General features: G+C 69.6%; 16 protein-coding genes. 3 read left to right on the top strand and 13 right to left on the bottom strand.

What is annotated here, in order from left to right; translation table 11 throughout:
* Positions 1-146: 146 nt before the first annotated feature.
* Entirely contained in the window at positions 147-1,349 is a 1,203-nt protein-coding gene (locus J2754_RS03915) for a LeuA family protein (protein WP_188877969.1), read from the bottom strand.
* Between the two features lie 94 nt (positions 1,350-1,443).
* The gene (locus tag J2754_RS03910) at positions 1,444-2,310 is read right to left on the bottom strand and encodes a ZIP family metal transporter (RefSeq protein WP_425350958.1); all 867 of its coding nucleotides are present in this window, start codon (positions 2,308-2,310) and stop codon (positions 1,444-1,446) included.
* A gap of 91 nt (positions 2,311-2,401) precedes the next feature.
* Between J2754_RS03910 and J2754_RS03905 the strand changes: the two genes are divergently transcribed.
* Complete coding sequence (locus tag J2754_RS03905; protein ID WP_211086738.1) at positions 2,402-3,085, top strand: YqjF family protein; 684 nt, start codon at positions 2,402-2,404, stop codon at positions 3,083-3,085.
* A 30-nt stretch (positions 3,086-3,115) separates the two neighbouring features.
* On the opposite strand, the gene J2754_RS03900 is transcribed toward J2754_RS03905, so the two are convergent.
* The 3 genes from J2754_RS03900 to J2754_RS03890 form a co-directional block, all read right to left on the bottom strand.
* A complete protein-coding gene (locus J2754_RS03900) occupies positions 3,116-3,754 on the bottom strand; it encodes a helix-turn-helix domain-containing protein (RefSeq protein WP_188877964.1) in 639 nt (212 codons plus the stop codon).
* A 49-nt stretch (positions 3,755-3,803) separates the two neighbouring features.
* The gene (locus tag J2754_RS03895) at positions 3,804-5,141 is read right to left on the bottom strand and encodes a GTPase (RefSeq protein WP_211086737.1); all 1,338 of its coding nucleotides are present in this window, start codon (positions 5,139-5,141) and stop codon (positions 3,804-3,806) included.
* 229 nt (positions 5,142-5,370) lie between these two features.
* On the bottom strand, positions 5,371-5,991 hold the full coding sequence (locus J2754_RS03890) for a rhodanese-like domain-containing protein (protein ID WP_211086736.1): 621 nt from the start codon (positions 5,989-5,991) through the stop codon (positions 5,371-5,373).
* 113 nt (positions 5,992-6,104) lie between these two features.
* Between J2754_RS03890 and J2754_RS03885 the strand changes: the two genes are divergently transcribed.
* The gene (locus J2754_RS03885; RefSeq protein WP_188877960.1) at positions 6,105-7,289 is read left to right on the top strand and encodes a redox-regulated ATPase YchF; all 1,185 of its coding nucleotides are present in this window, start codon (positions 6,105-6,107) and stop codon (positions 7,287-7,289) included.
* Between the two features lie 4 nt (positions 7,290-7,293).
* Here the strand turns inward: J2754_RS03885 and J2754_RS03880 are convergent, their stop codons facing one another.
* From J2754_RS03880 to hpt, 5 genes are all read right to left on the bottom strand, one after another.
* Positions 7,294-7,761 (bottom strand): NUDIX hydrolase, encoded by a 468-nt coding sequence (locus tag J2754_RS03880; RefSeq protein WP_188877959.1) that lies wholly within the window; start codon positions 7,759-7,761, stop codon positions 7,294-7,296.
* Between the two features lie 138 nt (positions 7,762-7,899).
* The gene (locus J2754_RS03875) at positions 7,900-8,214 is read right to left on the bottom strand and encodes a hypothetical protein (RefSeq protein WP_188877957.1); all 315 of its coding nucleotides are present in this window, start codon (positions 8,212-8,214) and stop codon (positions 7,900-7,902) included.
* A 167-nt stretch (positions 8,215-8,381) separates the two neighbouring features.
* Entirely contained in the window at positions 8,382-8,990 is a 609-nt protein-coding gene (locus J2754_RS03870; RefSeq protein WP_211086735.1) for a translation initiation factor IF-2 subunit beta, read from the bottom strand.
* Positions 8,991-9,042: 52 nt separating this feature from the next.
* Positions 9,043-10,392, bottom strand: a complete 1,350-nt coding sequence (locus J2754_RS03865) for a uracil-xanthine permease family protein (RefSeq protein ID WP_211086734.1) — start codon at positions 10,390-10,392, stop codon at positions 9,043-9,045.
* 93 nt (positions 10,393-10,485) lie between these two features.
* Entirely contained in the window at positions 10,486-11,034 is a 549-nt protein-coding gene (hpt, locus tag J2754_RS03860) for a hypoxanthine/guanine phosphoribosyltransferase (RefSeq protein ID WP_188877952.1), read from the bottom strand.
* A gap of 200 nt (positions 11,035-11,234) precedes the next feature.
* Between hpt and J2754_RS03855 the strand changes: the two genes are divergently transcribed.
* Positions 11,235-11,675 (top strand): pyridoxamine 5'-phosphate oxidase family protein, encoded by a 441-nt coding sequence (locus J2754_RS03855; protein WP_188877950.1) that lies wholly within the window; start codon positions 11,235-11,237, stop codon positions 11,673-11,675.
* Between the two features lie 47 nt (positions 11,676-11,722).
* On the opposite strand, the gene J2754_RS03850 is transcribed toward J2754_RS03855, so the two are convergent.
* From J2754_RS03850 to J2754_RS03840, 3 genes are all read right to left on the bottom strand, one after another.
* Entirely contained in the window at positions 11,723-13,108 is a 1,386-nt protein-coding gene (locus J2754_RS03850) for a cryptochrome/photolyase family protein (RefSeq protein WP_211086733.1), read from the bottom strand.
* A gap of 48 nt (positions 13,109-13,156) precedes the next feature.
* A complete protein-coding gene (locus J2754_RS16070) occupies positions 13,157-14,761 on the bottom strand; it encodes a receiver/sensor box histidine kinase (RefSeq protein ID WP_245332886.1) in 1,605 nt (534 codons plus the stop codon).
* A gap of 169 nt (positions 14,762-14,930) precedes the next feature.
* Positions 14,931-16,520 carry an oleate hydratase gene (locus tag J2754_RS03840; protein WP_211086732.1) on the bottom strand — a complete coding sequence of 530 codons (1,590 nt, stop codon included), beginning with the start codon at positions 16,518-16,520 and terminating at the stop codon, positions 14,931-14,933.
* Between the last annotated feature and the right edge of the window lie 89 nt (positions 16,521-16,609).

The following is a 16,609-nucleotide window of genomic DNA, read 5'->3' as shown; positions in this document are numbered from 1 at the left end:
CGATGAACGTCGGGACGGCGGCGACGACGCTGCCACGGGGTCGGCCGGTCTGCGCGGTCGGTCGTCGCATGGTTATCGGACGTAGGCGTCGCTCCTATTTGAACCTTCCCGGCCGCGCAAGCGTTGCCGAACGAGGGCATGACGTCTCAGGCCCTCACTTCGGCCGATTCGCGCTCGATGCCGACGTCCGCCGCGAACTCGTGGAGGTCGTCCGTGGTGACGCGGCGTTTGCCGGCGGCGTGCTCCTTCACGCGCTTGGTGACCGCCACGACCTCGTCGTCGGTCGGCGCGTAGCCGGCCTCCTCCAGGTGTTGGCGGACCGCGTTCGTCCCCGTGTGTTTCCCGAGGACGATCGAACGCTCCGCGCCGATCATCTCGGGGGTCATCACGCCGGGCTCGAACGTCTCCGAGTTCTCGATGACGCCCGCGGCGTGGATGCCGGACTCGTGGCTGAAGGCGTTCTTCCCCACGACGGGCTTGTTGTCGGGGATCGGAACGCCGGACTTCTCGGCGACCACCTCGGAGAGCTCGGCGATCCCGGTCGTGTCGATACCGGTGTCGACGCCGTAGAGGCTCTCGATGGCCATGACGACCTCCTCCAAGGAGGCGTTCCCGGCGCGCTCGCCGATGCCGTTGACGCTCACCTGCGCCTGATCGGCCCCGGCGACGATCCCCTCGACGGCGTTCGCGGTCGCCATCCCGAAGTCGTCGTGACAGTGCACGTCGATCCGGGCGTCCGTGTGCTTGCGCACGTACTGGACGAGGTCGGCAAACCGACTCGGGGTGGCGATCCCGACGGTGTCGGGGAGGTTCACCCAATCGACGCCCGCCGAATCGACCGCCTCCAATACCTCGGCGAGGTACTCGGGGTCGGTCCGGGTGACGTCCATCGGGGAGTACATGACTTCGACACCGGCGTCCGCGACCTGCTCGACCGCGGCGACCGAGCGAGTGATGACCTCCTCGCGGGTGGTGTGCATCGAGTCCTCGATCTGGATGTCGCTGGTGGACGCGAAGACGTGCACCATGTCGACACCCGCGTCGATGGCGGCCTCGACGTCGGACTCGACGACGCGCGCCAGCCCGCAGGTCGTGGCGTCGGTCGCCTCAGCGACGTCGCGGACGGCCTCGAACTCCGCCTCGGAGTTCGCGGGGAAGCCGGCCTCGATGACGTGGACTCCCATCCCGTCGAGCAGCGCCGCTATCTCGCGCTTGTCGTCGTAGTCGAACGACGTGCGTGGCGTCTGCTCGCCGTCGCGGAGCGTCGTGTCGAAAATCCGTGCGTCGTCGATCTCGTCGTTATTGTGGGCTAATGTGCCCTGGAAGAACCCGTTCCCCCGGACTCGCACCGGGAATGTCGTTAGATGACATCGTGTACGTGCGTCAAATCCGTCCAACCATATAAGGATGTTCCTCTCGTCTCGTCGCCGGCCGCGGAACGCCTCAGACGACCCCGAGTCCGACGCTCGCCACGAGGACGCAGGCCCCGCCGATGACCGTGCTGACGACGGCGTGCGTCCGGAGGGCGTCGAGGAGCGCGTGGTCGTGACCGTCGTGATCGTGGGTGACCGCGTCGTGGATCTCACCGCCGACCTCGCAGTCCGGGAGGAAGTCCATGGCGATGTGGAGGAAGACCCCCGCGGCGAAGCCGAAGACGACGGCGTCGACGCCGGGGTTCGGCGGGACGTGAAGGAGCGAGACGGCGACGGCGGCGATTCCGACGGCCGCCGCCGGCAGTAACACGGGGCTGACCGGGCGACCGTCGAGACGGAGGCGACGCGCGGCCGCGTAGCCCGCGGGGCCCTTGTGCGAAACGATGGCGAGCCCGAGAACGGCGCCCAGCTCCGGCATCGTGGCGTAGACGGCGCCGATGATGACGCCGGCCGCGAGCGCGTGCGCGGTGAGCTGCGCCGCCGTGCGGTCGATCGGAAGCCGTCGGTGGGAGAGCCGGTGGCCGATGGTGTGAGCACCGAAGCCGGCGACGACGCCGGCCGCGAGCCCGAAGCCGGCGAGTTTCGGCTGGTAGCCGACGGCCTGCGGAACGAGGAAGACCGCGGCGCTCGTCACCATCGCGCCGCTGGCGAGCCCGTAGCCCCAGACGAGGCCGCGGGCGCTCCCGTCGTGCGCGCGCTCACCGAGGAGCGCCCCGCCGGACATCGCGGCGAACGCGACCCAGCCGATCCCGACGACCTTGCCGTCGCGGCCGGCCGCGAGCGCGACGGCGGAGAGCACGCACAGGAGGACGACGGCGACGGCCCCGAGGGCGACTGCGGGGCGGCGGACGGAACGAACGGAGAGGGTACTCGGCACGATTACTAAATCCACCTATAGAGTTAATAACGCTGTCGGTGGCCGCGGTAACGGCCGGCACGACGAAGGAGCACCGGGTCGAAACGCGCGTATGCGAGTCATCTCGATGGACTGGCGCGACGTGTGTGTCGCCTCGTACGCCGTCGATCCCGACGTCGTCGCCGCGACGCTTCCCGACGGCGTCGCCGTCGACACCTACGACGGGGACGCCTACCTCTCCGTCGTCCCCTTCGTGATGGGCGACGTCCGCCCCTACAAGTTCCCTCGGTTCGTCGGTCCCACCTTCGGCGAGCTGAACCTCCGGACGTACGTCACGGGCGACGCCGGGCCCGGCATCTACTTCTACAACCTCGACGCCACCGACCGCCTCGGCGTCGCCATCGCGCGCGCGACCTTCCGACTCCCGTACTACGACGCCAGTCAGCGGATCGTCAAACGCGGCGATACCGTCGAGTTCGAGAGCGAGCGCACCCACACCGGCGCCCCGCCCTGCGAGTTCGACGCCGACTACACCCCGACGGGCGATCCCGAGCCCGCGGAGCCGGGATCGCTCACGGAGTTCCTCCTCGAACGCTATCGCTTCTACGTCGAGGGGCGCGGGACCCTGCTCCGCGGCGAGATCGAGCACGAGCCGTGGCGGGTGCAGGAGGCGACGTACGACGTCCGCGAGAACGACCTCTTCACCGTCAACGGCTTCGAGACGCCGGACCGCGATCCCCACGTCGCGTACAGCCCCGGCGTCGAAGTGGCCGCGCACGCCCCGAAGCGCGTCTGAGCGCCCAGCGCCGGCGGGGACGCCACACCGCTACAGGAGCGTCCGTTCGACGAGCGCGGCGTGCGCGCGGCGGAGGCGCTCGGAGAGGGACTGATCGGAGATGCCCAGATCGGCCGCGAGGTCGACCGTCGTCGTCCCCCGGGGGATGTCGTAGAAACCGGCCTCGTGGGCGCGGCGGAGGGTCTCGCGCTGGTTCGCCGTGAGGCCGTCGTCGGGCTCGTCGAGCGGGTCGAGGGGTGCGACGCCGGTCACCGTCAGGTCGAACTCGGCCTCGCGGCAGGCGTCGTGGAACTCCGAGAGGGCCTCCCGCGAGGGGAACCGGGCGGTGAACTCCCACGCGTCGCGGGTACCGGTCGCACCGCTCAGGCTCGCCGACGTCCGGCGGAGGTGCGAGAGGACCCCGGTCCCCGAGGCGGCCCAGTCGACGCGGTAGAGGCGCTGGTCGTCGAAGGCGTCGACGGTCTCCACGCTGGCGACGTCCGGGTCCCCGGCGAGACGCGTCTGGAAGTCGTCGAGCGCGTCTCCGCCGGCGTGCGCCCAGAGGAACGGCGGCGTGTCTGCGGCTAGCGGTACGACGCGGTCGAGCTCTGCTCGTATCCCCCCTTCCGGCATCGCGCGGCCGAGCGCGAACTGGCTCCCCGGAATGGTGAACGTCAGAACGACGCTCATCCTGTCCGGACCTAGCCGGCGATGCGCTATAAACCTACCCGCGACTCGGTCAGAAATCGAGAGCGCCGCCGAGTCCCGCGTCGAGGAGCGACGCGGGCGTCGCGTCGCGGCACTCGATCTCGTAGCGCGCGCGGACGACGGGCGCGTCGACGTCCACGACCACGTCGAGGTCGACGGGCGTCCCCGCGACGACGACGTCCGGATCGACGGCGTCGATCGTCGCCTCGAGGTCCGCGAGTTGGGCCTCGCTGTACCCCATCGCCGGGAGCACCCGATCGAGGTGATCGTACGACGCGAAGACGTCCGCGATCTGACCGACGGCGTGCGGTTCGGGGTCGAGTATCGACGCCGCGCCGGCGTCCCGGGCGGCGGCGTAGCCCGCACCGTGCGAGGTGCCGCCGTGCGTGAGCGTCGGGCCGTCCTCGACGACGAGGGCGTCGCGGCCGGCGATCGCGTCCGGGTCGTCCGCGCGCACGACCGAGTCGGCGTGGTGGATCGGCGCGTCGGTCGGCGCGAGGCGCGCCGCCGAGTCGGTCGCCGCCTCGGTCTGGGCGTCGCTCGCCGCGTTCTCCTTCGTCACGAGGACCGCGTCGGCGCGCCGGAGGTTCGCCTCGCCCGGGTGGTAGCGCTCGCCGTGCTCGGGTCGGAGCGCGTCGACGAGCACGAGGTGGTGATCCGGGCGGGCGAACGCGAGTTCGTTGTTCCCGCCGTCCCAGACGAGCACGTCCGCCTCGTCGCTCGCCCGGTCGAACACCGCCCGGTAGTCGACGCCCGCGTAGACGGCGTGGCCCGCCGCGACGTGGTCCGCGTACTCCTCGCGTTCCTCGACGGTGAGTCCGTCGAGATCGCTCGCGTCCGCGAACCGCTCGACGCGCTTTTCAGCGAGGTCGCCGTACGGCATCGGCTCGCGGACGACGGCGACGTCGAACCCCCGGGCGTCGAGCTCGTCCGCGAACGCCCGCGCGACGGCGGACTTCCCGCAGCCCGTGCGGACGGCGTTCACGGCGACGACGGGGACGTCGACGTCGAGTTGGACGCTGTCGGGGCCGAGCATCCCGAAGTCCGCGCCGGCGGCGAGCGCGCGCGAGGCCGCGTGCATCACGTCCTCGTGGGCGACGTCCGAGTACGCGAACAGGACCGTTCCGGCGTCGTGCTCGGCGATCGCGTCTTCGAGATCGGCCTCGGGGACGATCGGGATCGAGCCGCGGCCGTCGGGCGTGAGTTCGGCGGGGAAGGCCTCGTACCCGCCCGCGTCGGTCTCGCCGAAGTTCTGCCCCGGGGCGCGCGTGAACGCGACGACGCGCCGGTCGGGGTCGTCCCGGAGGGCGGCGACGTAGTCGTGGAAGTCGCGGCCGGCCGCACCCATCACGACGATGCGTTCGCTCATGCGTCGGGATTGTCACGCACCGCGCAAAAGCGTGTCCGCCGCGTCGCTGCACCGTCGGACCGCCACCGTATCGCCGGCCTGCTCGGCCGCGATCGCGTCGCCCCCTCGCTCGCGCCGGCGGCGTACCAGTCGGCGACGACGGTACCGAGGGTCTCCCGGTTCATCCCCTTCGGTATCGGGTGGTCGCTCACGGCCCGAGGCGCGGGGGGACGAGAAAAAGCCCGCGGGCTCAGCCGGTGGCGTCGGCCGGATCGACGTCGCGACCCGCGACCGGATGGCCGGCGCGGCGCCACGTCGGGAAGCCGTCGCGGATCGCGTACACCTCGTCGTAGTCGGCGGCGGCGAGCGCGGCGGCGCGTTGGCGCCCGTGCCCGTCCGTTCCACCGCCGTAGCAGACGATTCGATCGCCGTCCGGCCAGTAGTCGATGGGGTCGCACGCGGCGCTCGCGTCGGTCGTGTCGGCCGGACTCCACACGGCGCCGTAGACGTGCGCGCCGTCGTAGGCGTCGCGCCCGCGGGCGTCGGCGAACCGGGCGGCACCGCGGCGCCACCAGTAGTGCGCGACCTCGACGGGGGCGAGGCGGACGTCGACGCCGTCGACGGTCGCGGTGGGGAACACGTCGGGGCCGACCTCGTGGGAGGGCGGGTCGCCGTCGACGGCGGGCGGGATGCCGTCCGCGGGCGTCTCGTCGGCGGGGAGGGCGCCGCGGTTCGCGGCGAAGCTCTCGGGGACCCCGCAGTCCGCTGGCGGGTCGTCGCTGAGGCCGTCGCGTCCGGAGAGCGCGCTACAGCCGGCGAGACCGGCGAGACCGGCGACGCCCAGGGCGGCGAGGTAGTCGCGTCGGTCCATACGTCGGCTCAGGAAGGACGGAACCGAAAAGTTTCGGGACCGCACGTGCGACAGCGTGGCACGCTACCGCCCTTCAGAAGACCATTTAGGCCGCGGTAGTCTTCGAGTGCCTAATGAGCTACAAGATCGGACTGGTGGGGAAACCCTCCGTGGGGAAGTCCTCGTTCTTCAACGCGGCGACGATGAACGACGTGCCCGAGGGGGCGTACCCGTTCACGACGATCGACCCCGCGGTCGGCGAGGCGTACGTCCGCACGGACTGCGCGGCCCCCGAGTTCGACGAGTCCTGTGCGCCGAACACGGGCTACTGCGAGGACGGGAAGCGCTTCGTCCCGACGAAGCTCGTCGACGTCGCCGGCCTCATCCCGGGCGCACACGAGGGGAAGGGCCTCGGCAACCAGTTCCTCACGGACCTCAACGAGGCGGACGTCCTCGTCCACATCGTCGACTTCTCCGGGAAGACCGACCCCGAGGGCGAGCCCACCGAGGGTCACGACCCCCGCGAGGACATCGACTTCCTCGAAGCGGAGCTCGATCAGTGGTACCTCGGTATCCTCCGAAAGGGAATCGAGCGCTTCGAGACGGCCCACACCACGGAGGTCGAACTGGAGGTCGAACTCGCCGAACAGATGAGCGCCTTCGGCACCAACAAGGACGAGATCAAACAGATCATCCTGAGCGAGGGCCTCGAACTCGATCCCGAGACGTGGGACGACGACGACGAACTCGAACTCGCGCGGGCGATCCGCGAGCGGACGAAGCCGATGGTCGTCGCCGCGAACAAACTCGACACGCCCGAGGGGCAGGCGAACTACGAGGAGATCACGAACGATCCCGAGTACGAGGACGTCACCATCGTCCCGTGTAGCGTGCACGCCGAGAAGGCGCTGAAGAACGCGGCCGAGCAGGGCGTCGTCGACTACGTGCCCGGCGACGGCGACTTCGAGATCGTCGCCGACCTCAGCGAGGGGCAGGAGGCGGGCTTGGAGGAGATCCGCGAGTTCGTGACCGAGTTCGGCGGGACGGGCGTCCAGGAGGCCCTGGAGACCGCGCTGTTCGAGGAGCTCGGACTGAAGGCGGTCTTCACGGGCGACGCCGGGCTCAACTGGACGCAGGGGCCGTTCCCGGACGTCTTCCTCCTCCCGGAGGACGCGACGGCGGAGGACTTCGCCTACCACATCCACTCGGACATCGGCGAGGGCTTCCTGCACGGGATCGATTGTCGCTCGAAGCGCCAGCTCGGCAAGGACACGGTGCTCGAACACAACGCCGTCGTCGAGGTCGTCACGACGAACTGAACGCTCAGTCGTCCGCGAGAACCGTCGGGGCGCGCGATCCGCTCGCGGGCGCGAGCGCGTGCAGGTAATCGTCGAGGTCGAGCGCGAAGGTCGCGTCGGCGGCCGTCGAGAGGTCGATCCACGAGAAGTCGAACTCGGCACCGACCTCCTCGCCGTCGCCCGTGACGACGTGCGTCCACGCGTCCCGGGGCTCGTGGACGGGGGCGTGGTAGAAGTGCCGAACGTATCGCCGGGCGTCCCGGCGGACCCAGACGTCCGTGCTGAGGTGGTGGACGCCGTGGAAGGTGGAGACGCCGCTCTCCTCGATCACCTCGCGGTAGAGCGCCTCGCGGGTCTCCTCGCCGGGCTCGACGGTCCCCTTCGGGATCTGGAGACCGTCGTGGCCGGGACCCTCGAACACCAGCAGCTCCGAGCCGCCGCGCGTCACGTACGCGCAGGCCTTCCCGACGTACGTCACGTCTGTGTCACTCATACGCATACTCCGGACGTGGGTACTCATAGGCGTGTTCCTGAGATGTCCTTTGACAATACTAGGCCTGAAGGGAGAATCGGGTCGGCCCGTCCCGACGTCGGATGGCGTCGAGCGCCGCGGCGTCAGTCCCCCGCGGACTCAGGCGTGCGCGGCGTCGGGGTCGTCGAGGCGGCGGAAGCCGCGTTCGACCGCCGCCGTGAGCGCGCTGTCGACGTCGTGCGTCGGGAGTTCGTAGTAACGCTCGCGGCCCGCGGGCGTCCGGACGAGGACGACGGTCGCGCCGCCGACGTCGTGGACGGCGCCGCGGACGGTCCCACCGACGTGTCGCAGGCGCGCCGTTCGCGTGCTGTCGTCGGTGATCGCGTCACCGAGCGTCCATCCCAGTCGCGTCGCGGTCGCCGCGTCGAAGGGGAGCGTGAGGTGCGGCGTGCCGCTCGCATCACGGGAAGCCATACCAACCGGTGACCGATGCGGAGATATAATCGTGACTATCCGGAGCCGTCAGTCGCCCGCGAGGGAAACAGTGGGTTTCGGTCTCGAATCGCTGTGAGAACCACTGTCGGTCGCGACCGGCGGGGCGAGCGGAGGTGGGTGTGGGGGCGGGGGCGGCGGAGCGGTACCTACGCGAGGCGGGCGAACGCGAGGTCGCCGCTCGTGCTCTCGACGTACGCGCGGACGGTCTGCCCCTCGCGCGCGCCGGAGACGAACACCGTGTAGCGCCCGCGCTCGGCGACGCCGTCGCCCTTGCGGCCCGTGCCGGTGATCTCCAGTTCGTAGGTCTTGCCCGAGTCGACGGTCTCGCGGGCGGTGTGGGTCGTCGCCGTCTTCTTCTGGACGGGGCGGAACGCACCGCAGGCCGTACAGCGGAGCATCTCGACGCCGTCCTCGGTGACGAGGCGCGTGTCCGGGCGCTCGCACTCGGTGCAGGTGACGAACTCCGCGACGTAGGCGTCGATCGCGGCGTCGAAGTCCGCGACGGAGAACGAGCCGTTGTATCGGGCGCGCTGGCCGTCGAACTGGCCGTTCGTGCCGAGCTCGCGCTGGACGTTTCGGAAGAGGTGAGTGGGATCGCGCGAGACGGCGTCGGCGATCGCGCGGACGTTCGTCAGGCGGGTGAACGCGCCGTCCGTCTCGCCCTCGGGGGCGGGGATCTGGAGGCGGGCGTCGGCTTCGGCGGGGCGCTCGGGGAGGGCGTCGAACGCCCGGTCCAGCGCGATCTGGTAGTCCATACGACAGTGAGACGGCCGGCGCGTAAAGCACCTCCGAGTGACGTGGTAACACTCAGTGGGCGTCGAAGAGCGGGCTCTGCTCGCCGGGGACGAAGGTGTTGAGCAACAGCGCGGAGAGCGCGGTGACGATGACCGGCTCGCCGAAGAACGTCCGGGCGGCAACGGGGAGGCCGCCGAGGGCCTCGGGCGTGGTGGCGACGCCGAGTCCGAGACCGAGCGCGACGGCGAGGATGACCATGTTCCGTCGGTTGAGCGTGACGTCGAGGGTGATGAGACGCGCGCCGCTCGCGGCGACCATCCCCGCCATGAGGAGGACGGCGCCGCCGAAGACGGCGCTCGGGATGGTGGTGACGAGCGCGCCGATCTTCGGGCTGAGCCCGAGCACGGCGAGGATCACGCCCGCGATCCCGACGACATGACGGCTCATCACGCCCGTGAAGTTGATGATGCCGGCATTCTGCGAGAAGGAGGTGACGGGAAAGGCGCCGAAGACGGCGCCGAGGGAGCTCATGAGACCGTCGGTGAAGAGGCCCCCGCGGAACTCCTCGTCGGCGGGCGTGCGCCCCTCCGCCGACGTGACGCTGGACAGGTCACCGACGGTCTCCATCGCGGAGACGAGGAAGAGGAAGGCGAAGGTCAGGATCGGGACGGGTTCGAAGGCGAAGCCGAAGCGTCCGGGGTTCGGGACGGCGAGCCACGGTTGGGCGGCGACGGCGTCGAAACTGAGCAGGCCGGGGGCGACTCCGATGACGGTGAGGACGCCGGCGGCGACGTAGCCGACGGCGATGGCGACGAGCGTGCTGAGGAGGCGCGTGACGCCGCGCGTGAAGAGGTTGAGGACGACGGCGATGCCGAGGACGAGCGCGGCGAGGCCGACGTTGTACGCCGCGCCGTAGTGAGCGCTTCCCGCACCGCCGGCGGCGTTGTCCATCGCCGCGGGGACGAGGTAGAGGCCGATGATGACGACGACGAGGCCGGTGACGAGCGGCGGGAAGAAGGGGCGGATGCGCTCGAACTGCCAGCCGATGAGCCCCTCGACGAGCCAGCCGGTGACGAGGATCGCGCCGAAGACCGCGGCGAGGCCGTAGTTGATCCCGATCGTGGAGGCCGCGCCGACGAAGGTGAAGCTCGTCCCCATGACCACGGGGAGTTTCGCGCCGACCGGCCCGACGGTGTAGGCCTGAACGACCGTGGCGAGTCCGGAGAAGAGCAGGACCATCTGGACGATGTACGCGGTCGCGTCCCCCACGCCGACCGCGCCGCCGACGATGTACGCGACGGCGGTCGCGGGCACGATCATCACCGCGACGTGCTGGAGGGCGAGGAGGAGTGAACGCGGCCACGGCGGCCGGTCGTCGAGGCCGTACTGGACGTGGATCTCGGTGTCCGTCTCGGACGCCATTCGTGTCACGTCCGTCCCCGCTCGCACCGATAAGTGTTGCGTGTCCGTCCCTACTTGTGCGCTACGCGACGCGATATGTATGCACGGGTGTGCTCACTCGTGGACGGTGACGCCCGTCTCGTCGACGGTGATGTCGAGGAGGCTGGTGGCCTCGTAGTCGGTGTCGTCGAGCGCGGAGGGGCCGACCTTCCGGAGCGCGACGACGATGTCCGTGATCTCGGCGCCGATGTCGTCGAGCGCGCCGCAGATCGCGGCGAGCGTCCCGCCGGTCGAGAGCAGGTCGTCGAGGATCAGGACGCGATCGCCCGCCTCGACGTCGTTGATGAACATCTCGGACTCCGAGTAGCCCGTCTGCTGGTGGAGCGCGACCTCGCCCTCCAGGCCGTATTCGCGCTTGCGGATGACGACGAGCGGAACGTCGGTCTGGAGAGAGACGGCGGTAGCGATGTGGATCCCCATCGCCTCCGGGGCGACGATCTTGTCGACGTCGAGGTCCGCGGCGCGCGTCACGCCGACGACGACCTCGCGCAGCAGCGCGGGTTCGAGCATCGGCACGCCGTTGCTGATCGGGTGGACGAGGTAGTGATAGCCATCCTTGTCGACGATCGGGGCCTCGTGGAGGGATTCGCGGAGCCGTTCCATGTCGTCCGTTCGGCCAAAGGCGGGAAAAGCCGTTCGCTCCGCGAGCGCGGCCGTCAGCTCGCCCGGGAGCGGGCGGCGACGACTCCCGAGAGGCGAGTGCCGCGGACCGTAGAACGTGTGTCAAAAGGAGGCGCGTGTGCCCGCCGTGGACGCGCGGTTCCGGCGGGTGGTTTTTCGATCCCCGCGTGCGAACCCCCGGTATGACAGAGTTCCGCGGCGCGTGGGACGACGCCGGCGTCGCCGACTTCCTCCGGGACGCGACGGTCCCGATCAGACTGACGACGCACCGGCCGGACGGCACGATGTGGACCGTGACGCTCTGGTTCGCCTACGAGGACGGCGTCTTCGCGTGCGCGACGGGTGCCAGCGCGGCCGTCGTCGACTTCCTCCGGGCGGACGACGCCGTCGCCTTCGACGTCTCGGTGAACGATCCGCCCTACTACGGCGTTCGGGGGACGGGGACGGCGACGGTCGAGGCGGACGCGGAGAAGACCCTGTTGCGCTCGCTCATCACCCGCTACCTCGGCGGGACGGACTCCGACCTCGCCAGACACCTCCTCGACGCCGACCGCGAGGAGGTGCGCATCGAGATCGACCCGGACGAGATCTACAGCTGGGACTACACCGAGCGGATGTCGTAGCGCTAGCGGACGATCGGGCGCCGGGATATCGGCGGCGAGCCGGAGTACTAGCGTTTCCCGAGCGCCGTCTCGAAGACGCGTCGGGCGCGCTCGTAGGCGGCGTCGCGCTCGACGATCGGGTCCGGGTACGCCGGTGCGAGCTCGCGGCGCGTCGCGGCGTCGAGCGTCGGCCACTCGACGATCGCGTCTGGGGGGACGCCCCGTAGCTCGGGGACGTACTCGGTCACGAACGCCGCGCCGTCGTCGTACTTGTCCATCTGTGCGACGGGATCGAAGACGCGGACGTCGACGGTGTCGGTGCCCGTCGAGGCGCACCACTGCCACATCGCGGCGTTGCTCGCCGGGTCGTAGTCGACGAGACGGCGCGCGAAGTGACGTTCGCCGTCGCGCCAGTCGTGGAGGAGGTGTTTCGTGAGGAAGGAGGCGACGACCTGCCGCGGGCGGTTGTGGACGTACCCCTCTCGCTCCAGTTGGCGCATCCCGGCGTCGACGAGCGGGTAGCCCGTCTCGCCCGCCGTCCAGGCCGAGAAGTCGTCCGCGTCGTCGCGCCACGCGATCGGAGCGTCGAAGGAGCGGTAACTCTCGGTTCGGAGACCCGGGTTCGCCGCGAAGAGGTGGTAGTGGCGTTCGCGCCACGTGAGCTCGTACCGGTACTTCTCGACGTTTCGCACGGCGTCGCCGTCGGCGGCGTCGAGAGCGTCGCCCGCGGCCGCCCACGCCTCGCGGATCCCGAGCGCGCCCGCGGCGAGGTACGGCGAGATGCGAGAGACCGCGCTCGTGGGACGCTCGACCGCCGCCGCGAGGTCGTCGCGGGTGTCGGCGTACGTCTCGATGCCCGCGGCGACGAACGCGTCGAGGCGCTCGCGTGCCGCACCATGGCCCGCTTCGGGGAGGTCGACGTCGGCCGCCGCGTCCGGGATCGGCGCGTCGTCGTCGACGGCGGCGAGCGCGTCCGCGTCGGGCGCGGGTGCGGGATCGGGTTTCTCGATGGGCTCCCACTCGTCGAGGAACGCCCGATGGGAGCGATGATCGTCACCGAGCGCGTCCGGCGCGACGAGCACCGAATCCACGTGGACGCCGACGTCGATCCCCGCGGCCGCGCAGGCGTCGGCGACTCGCTGGGCACGCGTGCGACGCTCGCGGCCGTACGCGGTGTTCCAGTACACGGCGTCCGCGCCGTACTCGTCCGCCAGCGACGGGAGGATCGCCGCGGGGTCGCCCGAGCGGACGAGGAGGTCGCTGTCGCGTTCGCGGTACGCGTCGCGGAGCGCCGCGTCGGTCGCGGCCTGGTAGGCGCGCGCTCGGGAGTCGGGCGGCGGCCCGACGGTGGCGTCACGAACCGCGACGGGGAGGACGGTGTCGTCGCTCGCGGCCGCGGCGAGGCCGCGGTTGTCGTGGAGGCGGCGATCACGACGGTGCCAGAAGAGCCGCATACGACGGGAGAGGGGTCGGGGCGGTATAGGGTTTGGCCGGCCGTCACATCACGTCGACTCGCGCATCTCGACGCCGTCGAACTCGAAGCGCGCGCCCCCGCCCTCGCTCGTCGTCAGGGTGACCGACCAGCCGTGAGCGTCCGCGATCTGTCGGACGATATTGAGGCCGAAGCCCGTCCCGCCGTCCGCCGTGGTGTAGCCGATGTCGAACACCCGCTCGCGCTCGCCCGCGGGGACGCCGGACCCGTCGTCGGCGACGTAGAACCCCTCGTCGAGGCGACCGACCGTGACGGTGAGGTCGGCCGCGTCGTCCTCGTTCGCCGCGTGCGTGATCGCGTTGCGAAAGAGGTTCTCGAGGAGTTGGCGCAGTCGACTGCGATCGCAGGCGACGACACCGAGGTCGTCGGCGATCCGGAGCGTCGCCGCCGGCGTGCCGGCCGTCGACCACGCGCGTTCGACCACGTCGCGGAGGGGGACGGGTTCGACCTCGTCGACGGCCTCGCCCTGCCGCGCGAGCGCGAGGAGGTCGTCGATGAGGTCGTTCATCCGGACGAGCGCCGCCTCGACGCGGTCGAAGTGGGCGTCATCGCCGGACTCGCGCGCGAGGTCGAGGTACCCCTCCGCGACGTTCAGCGGACTCCGGAGGTCGTGCGAGACGACGCCCGCGAACTCCTCCAAGCGCTCGTTCTGCCGCGCGAGTTCGCGCTCGCGTCGCGCGAGTCGCTCGCGGGCCTCGATGGAGGCGATCGCGTGCCCGACGGAGTCCCCGAGTTCCGAGAGCACCTCGCGCTCGCGCGCGTCGAAGACGTTCGGCCGATCGGCGTAGATACTGAAGAAACCGTAGATGGTCTCGCCGTGCGTGATCGGGATGACCGCGAGCGACTCGACGTCCTGATCTTCGAGGACGTCCCACCACGGCTCCATCGTCGGGTCCGCGTAGACGTTCGACACCCACTGGGGTTCGCGGGTCTTGATCGCGCGCCCGCCCGGCCCTTTCCCGAGCTCAGTCTCGTCGGTGGTGACCTCGAACGACTCGATGTATCCGTCGTCGAAGCCGGCCGACGCCGAGGGCGTGACCACCGCCGCGTCCGGGTCGTAACGACCGACCCAGACCGCGTCGTAGGGGGCCGACTCCGTGAGACGGTCGCAGACCGCCTGTTCGAGGGCGTCCCTGTCGGTCTTGTCGACGAGCTCCTGCGTGGTGATGCGGAGCGTCTCGTTGATTCGGTTGAGCCGCCGGATGTCGCGTTGTTGATCGAGGCGACCCGCGTCGTAGATGCCGACGATCAGGCCGAGCAGCACGCCGAAGGGGACGACGCTGAGGAACTCCCGCACCGGGTCGTACCACCCATCGACGGGCACGAGGAGATGGACCTCGGCGACGATCCACGTGTTCATCCCGCCGATGGCGACGATCCCGGCCGCCATCCACAGGAGGGTACGCCCGACGAACGGCTCAGAGACGATCCCCCCGCGAGCGATCACGACGCCGGCGACCACGACGCTGAGCGAGGCGGCCAGCGGAGCCGCCTCCAACCCGGTGTGCAACGGGAGGTGTCGAAACGTGTACGCGTGGTGGGTGAGAAGCGCGGTGAGAACGACGCCGAGCGAGGCCGTGATCGCGCCGCCGAGCCGCGCCGAGATCCGATGCATCCCGCGACGAACTACGCGCTCCACGGTTATGATACCCCGCATCGCCTCCCGTCGAGAGGGGTACGCGTCCGTGAGTAGCGCACGTCGAAGTTCCGATCGCTTAGTGGCCGGCGAGGTAGACGTGGACGACGGCCTCCTTCGACCGACGGGAGAGTTCCCGTTTTCCTCCTCACCGGTGCGCCGCGCGAACGGCGTCCACGAGGACGGAAGGGTCCCGGTAGTGTTTCGTCACCGGCGGGACCGTCTCGTCGACGTCGAGCATCTCGTAGACAGCAGTCATCGCCGACCGAACCGAGTACTCGACGGTGAACACGACGTCGCGCGGCTGTTCGGCGTACTGTCCGAGGAACGCCAGATTGTTCGACCCGTCCGGGACGATCGCTGGCCGGTCACCGGGTACCCGGGGCTGGAAATGGGCCGTGATGAACGGCATCATCACTGGGATGCAGGTCACGTTGTCGAGTATCTCCGGGAGACGGTCTTCACACTGCAGGTGGTAACACAGCTCCTGAAGGATCTCCCGACCGGTACACTCCGACATCGGCTTCTCCACGTAGTTCCCTTGGCGATCCGGAAACAGTGCGTAGCCCCAGAAGACCTTCACGTCGTCCGGTTGGTTCGCGAAGTGGGGCTGCGCGGCGACGACCGTCGACAACAGCCAGTTCGATCCGAGGTAGGTGACGAGCCCGTTACCTGGCTCCTCGTCGGTGAAATCGACGATGTGGTCGAACAGCTCGGTGTTGTGCAGGGTGACTGTGAACGACACCCACTTCGTCTCCGTGACGTTGTCCGCGAACACAGAGGGAGTCCCGAACTGCGGGTTGTCCTCGGCGATGGACTTCCACAGCTCCCAGGACGCGCCGGTTTCGTTCAGTTCGGGGGCCTCGTCCATCCCGCCGACGGACGAGCCGTCGGTCATCGACCCGTTCGTCACGAACACGAGATCCGACGCGTCAACGTCGACTGACTCGGTTCCACTGTCGGTCTCACAGTAGATGCGCTCGACGGTGCGCCCCGTTCGCGACGGGATGATGTCCATGTCCGTCACCTCGTGACCGTACTCGAAATTGACGCCGCGGTCCTCAAGCCACTGCCGGAGCGGGAGAATCATCGAGTCGTACTGGTTGTACTTCGTCCGGTCAATGCCCTCCATGGTGTGTAACTGGGAGAATTCGTGGAGGAACCGGTACATGTATCGCCGGACTTCGGCGACGCTGTGCCACGGCTGGAACGCGAAGATGGTCGCCCAGACGTACCAGAAGTTCGTCTCCAGGAACGACTCGTCGAACCACTCCTCGATACGTGTGTCTCCGAGTCGCGGTTCGGGCGTGAGGAGCAACCGAGCTATCGACTGCCGGTGCTGGCGCGTCAGCCCGTACTCGCCCGCGTCGATCCGTTCGCCCTCGCGCATCAGTCGTGTTTTCGCGTACGAGGGGTGCGCTTCGTTGAACTCGTCCATCACGGCTTTGACCGAGCGCGAGTCGTCTTCGAGCGACGGGATGGACTCGAAGAGGTTCCACGTGCATTCGTACGTCGGGTAGTTGAACATCCTACCACCCCGAACCAGGTAGCCCTCGTCCGGATCGCCGGCGCCGTCCATCGCGCCACCGACGACGTCGAGCTTTTCGTAGACGGAGATGTTCTCGCCGGGCATATTTCCGTCCCGGACGAGGAACGCCGCGCCGGCGAGCGACGCGATGCCGCCGCCGACGAAGTGTGCGTCGCGGTCAGTGACGTGTGGGGGCTGGTGGATAGTCATGTTGAGTTCCCGTTATCGAGTGATACGCGCGTCAGTTCCCTAACCGTTGCCCGCACATGTACAGCAATTCATATGCGGTTGGATATGGT

This window comes from Halarchaeum nitratireducens (assembly GCF_017874695.1).
Classification (GTDB): Archaea; Halobacteriota; Halobacteria; order Halobacteriales; family Halobacteriaceae; genus Halarchaeum; species Halarchaeum nitratireducens.
The sequence above is the reverse complement of the archived record's forward strand: the minus strand, read 5'-3'. Positions and strand labels throughout refer to the sequence as shown.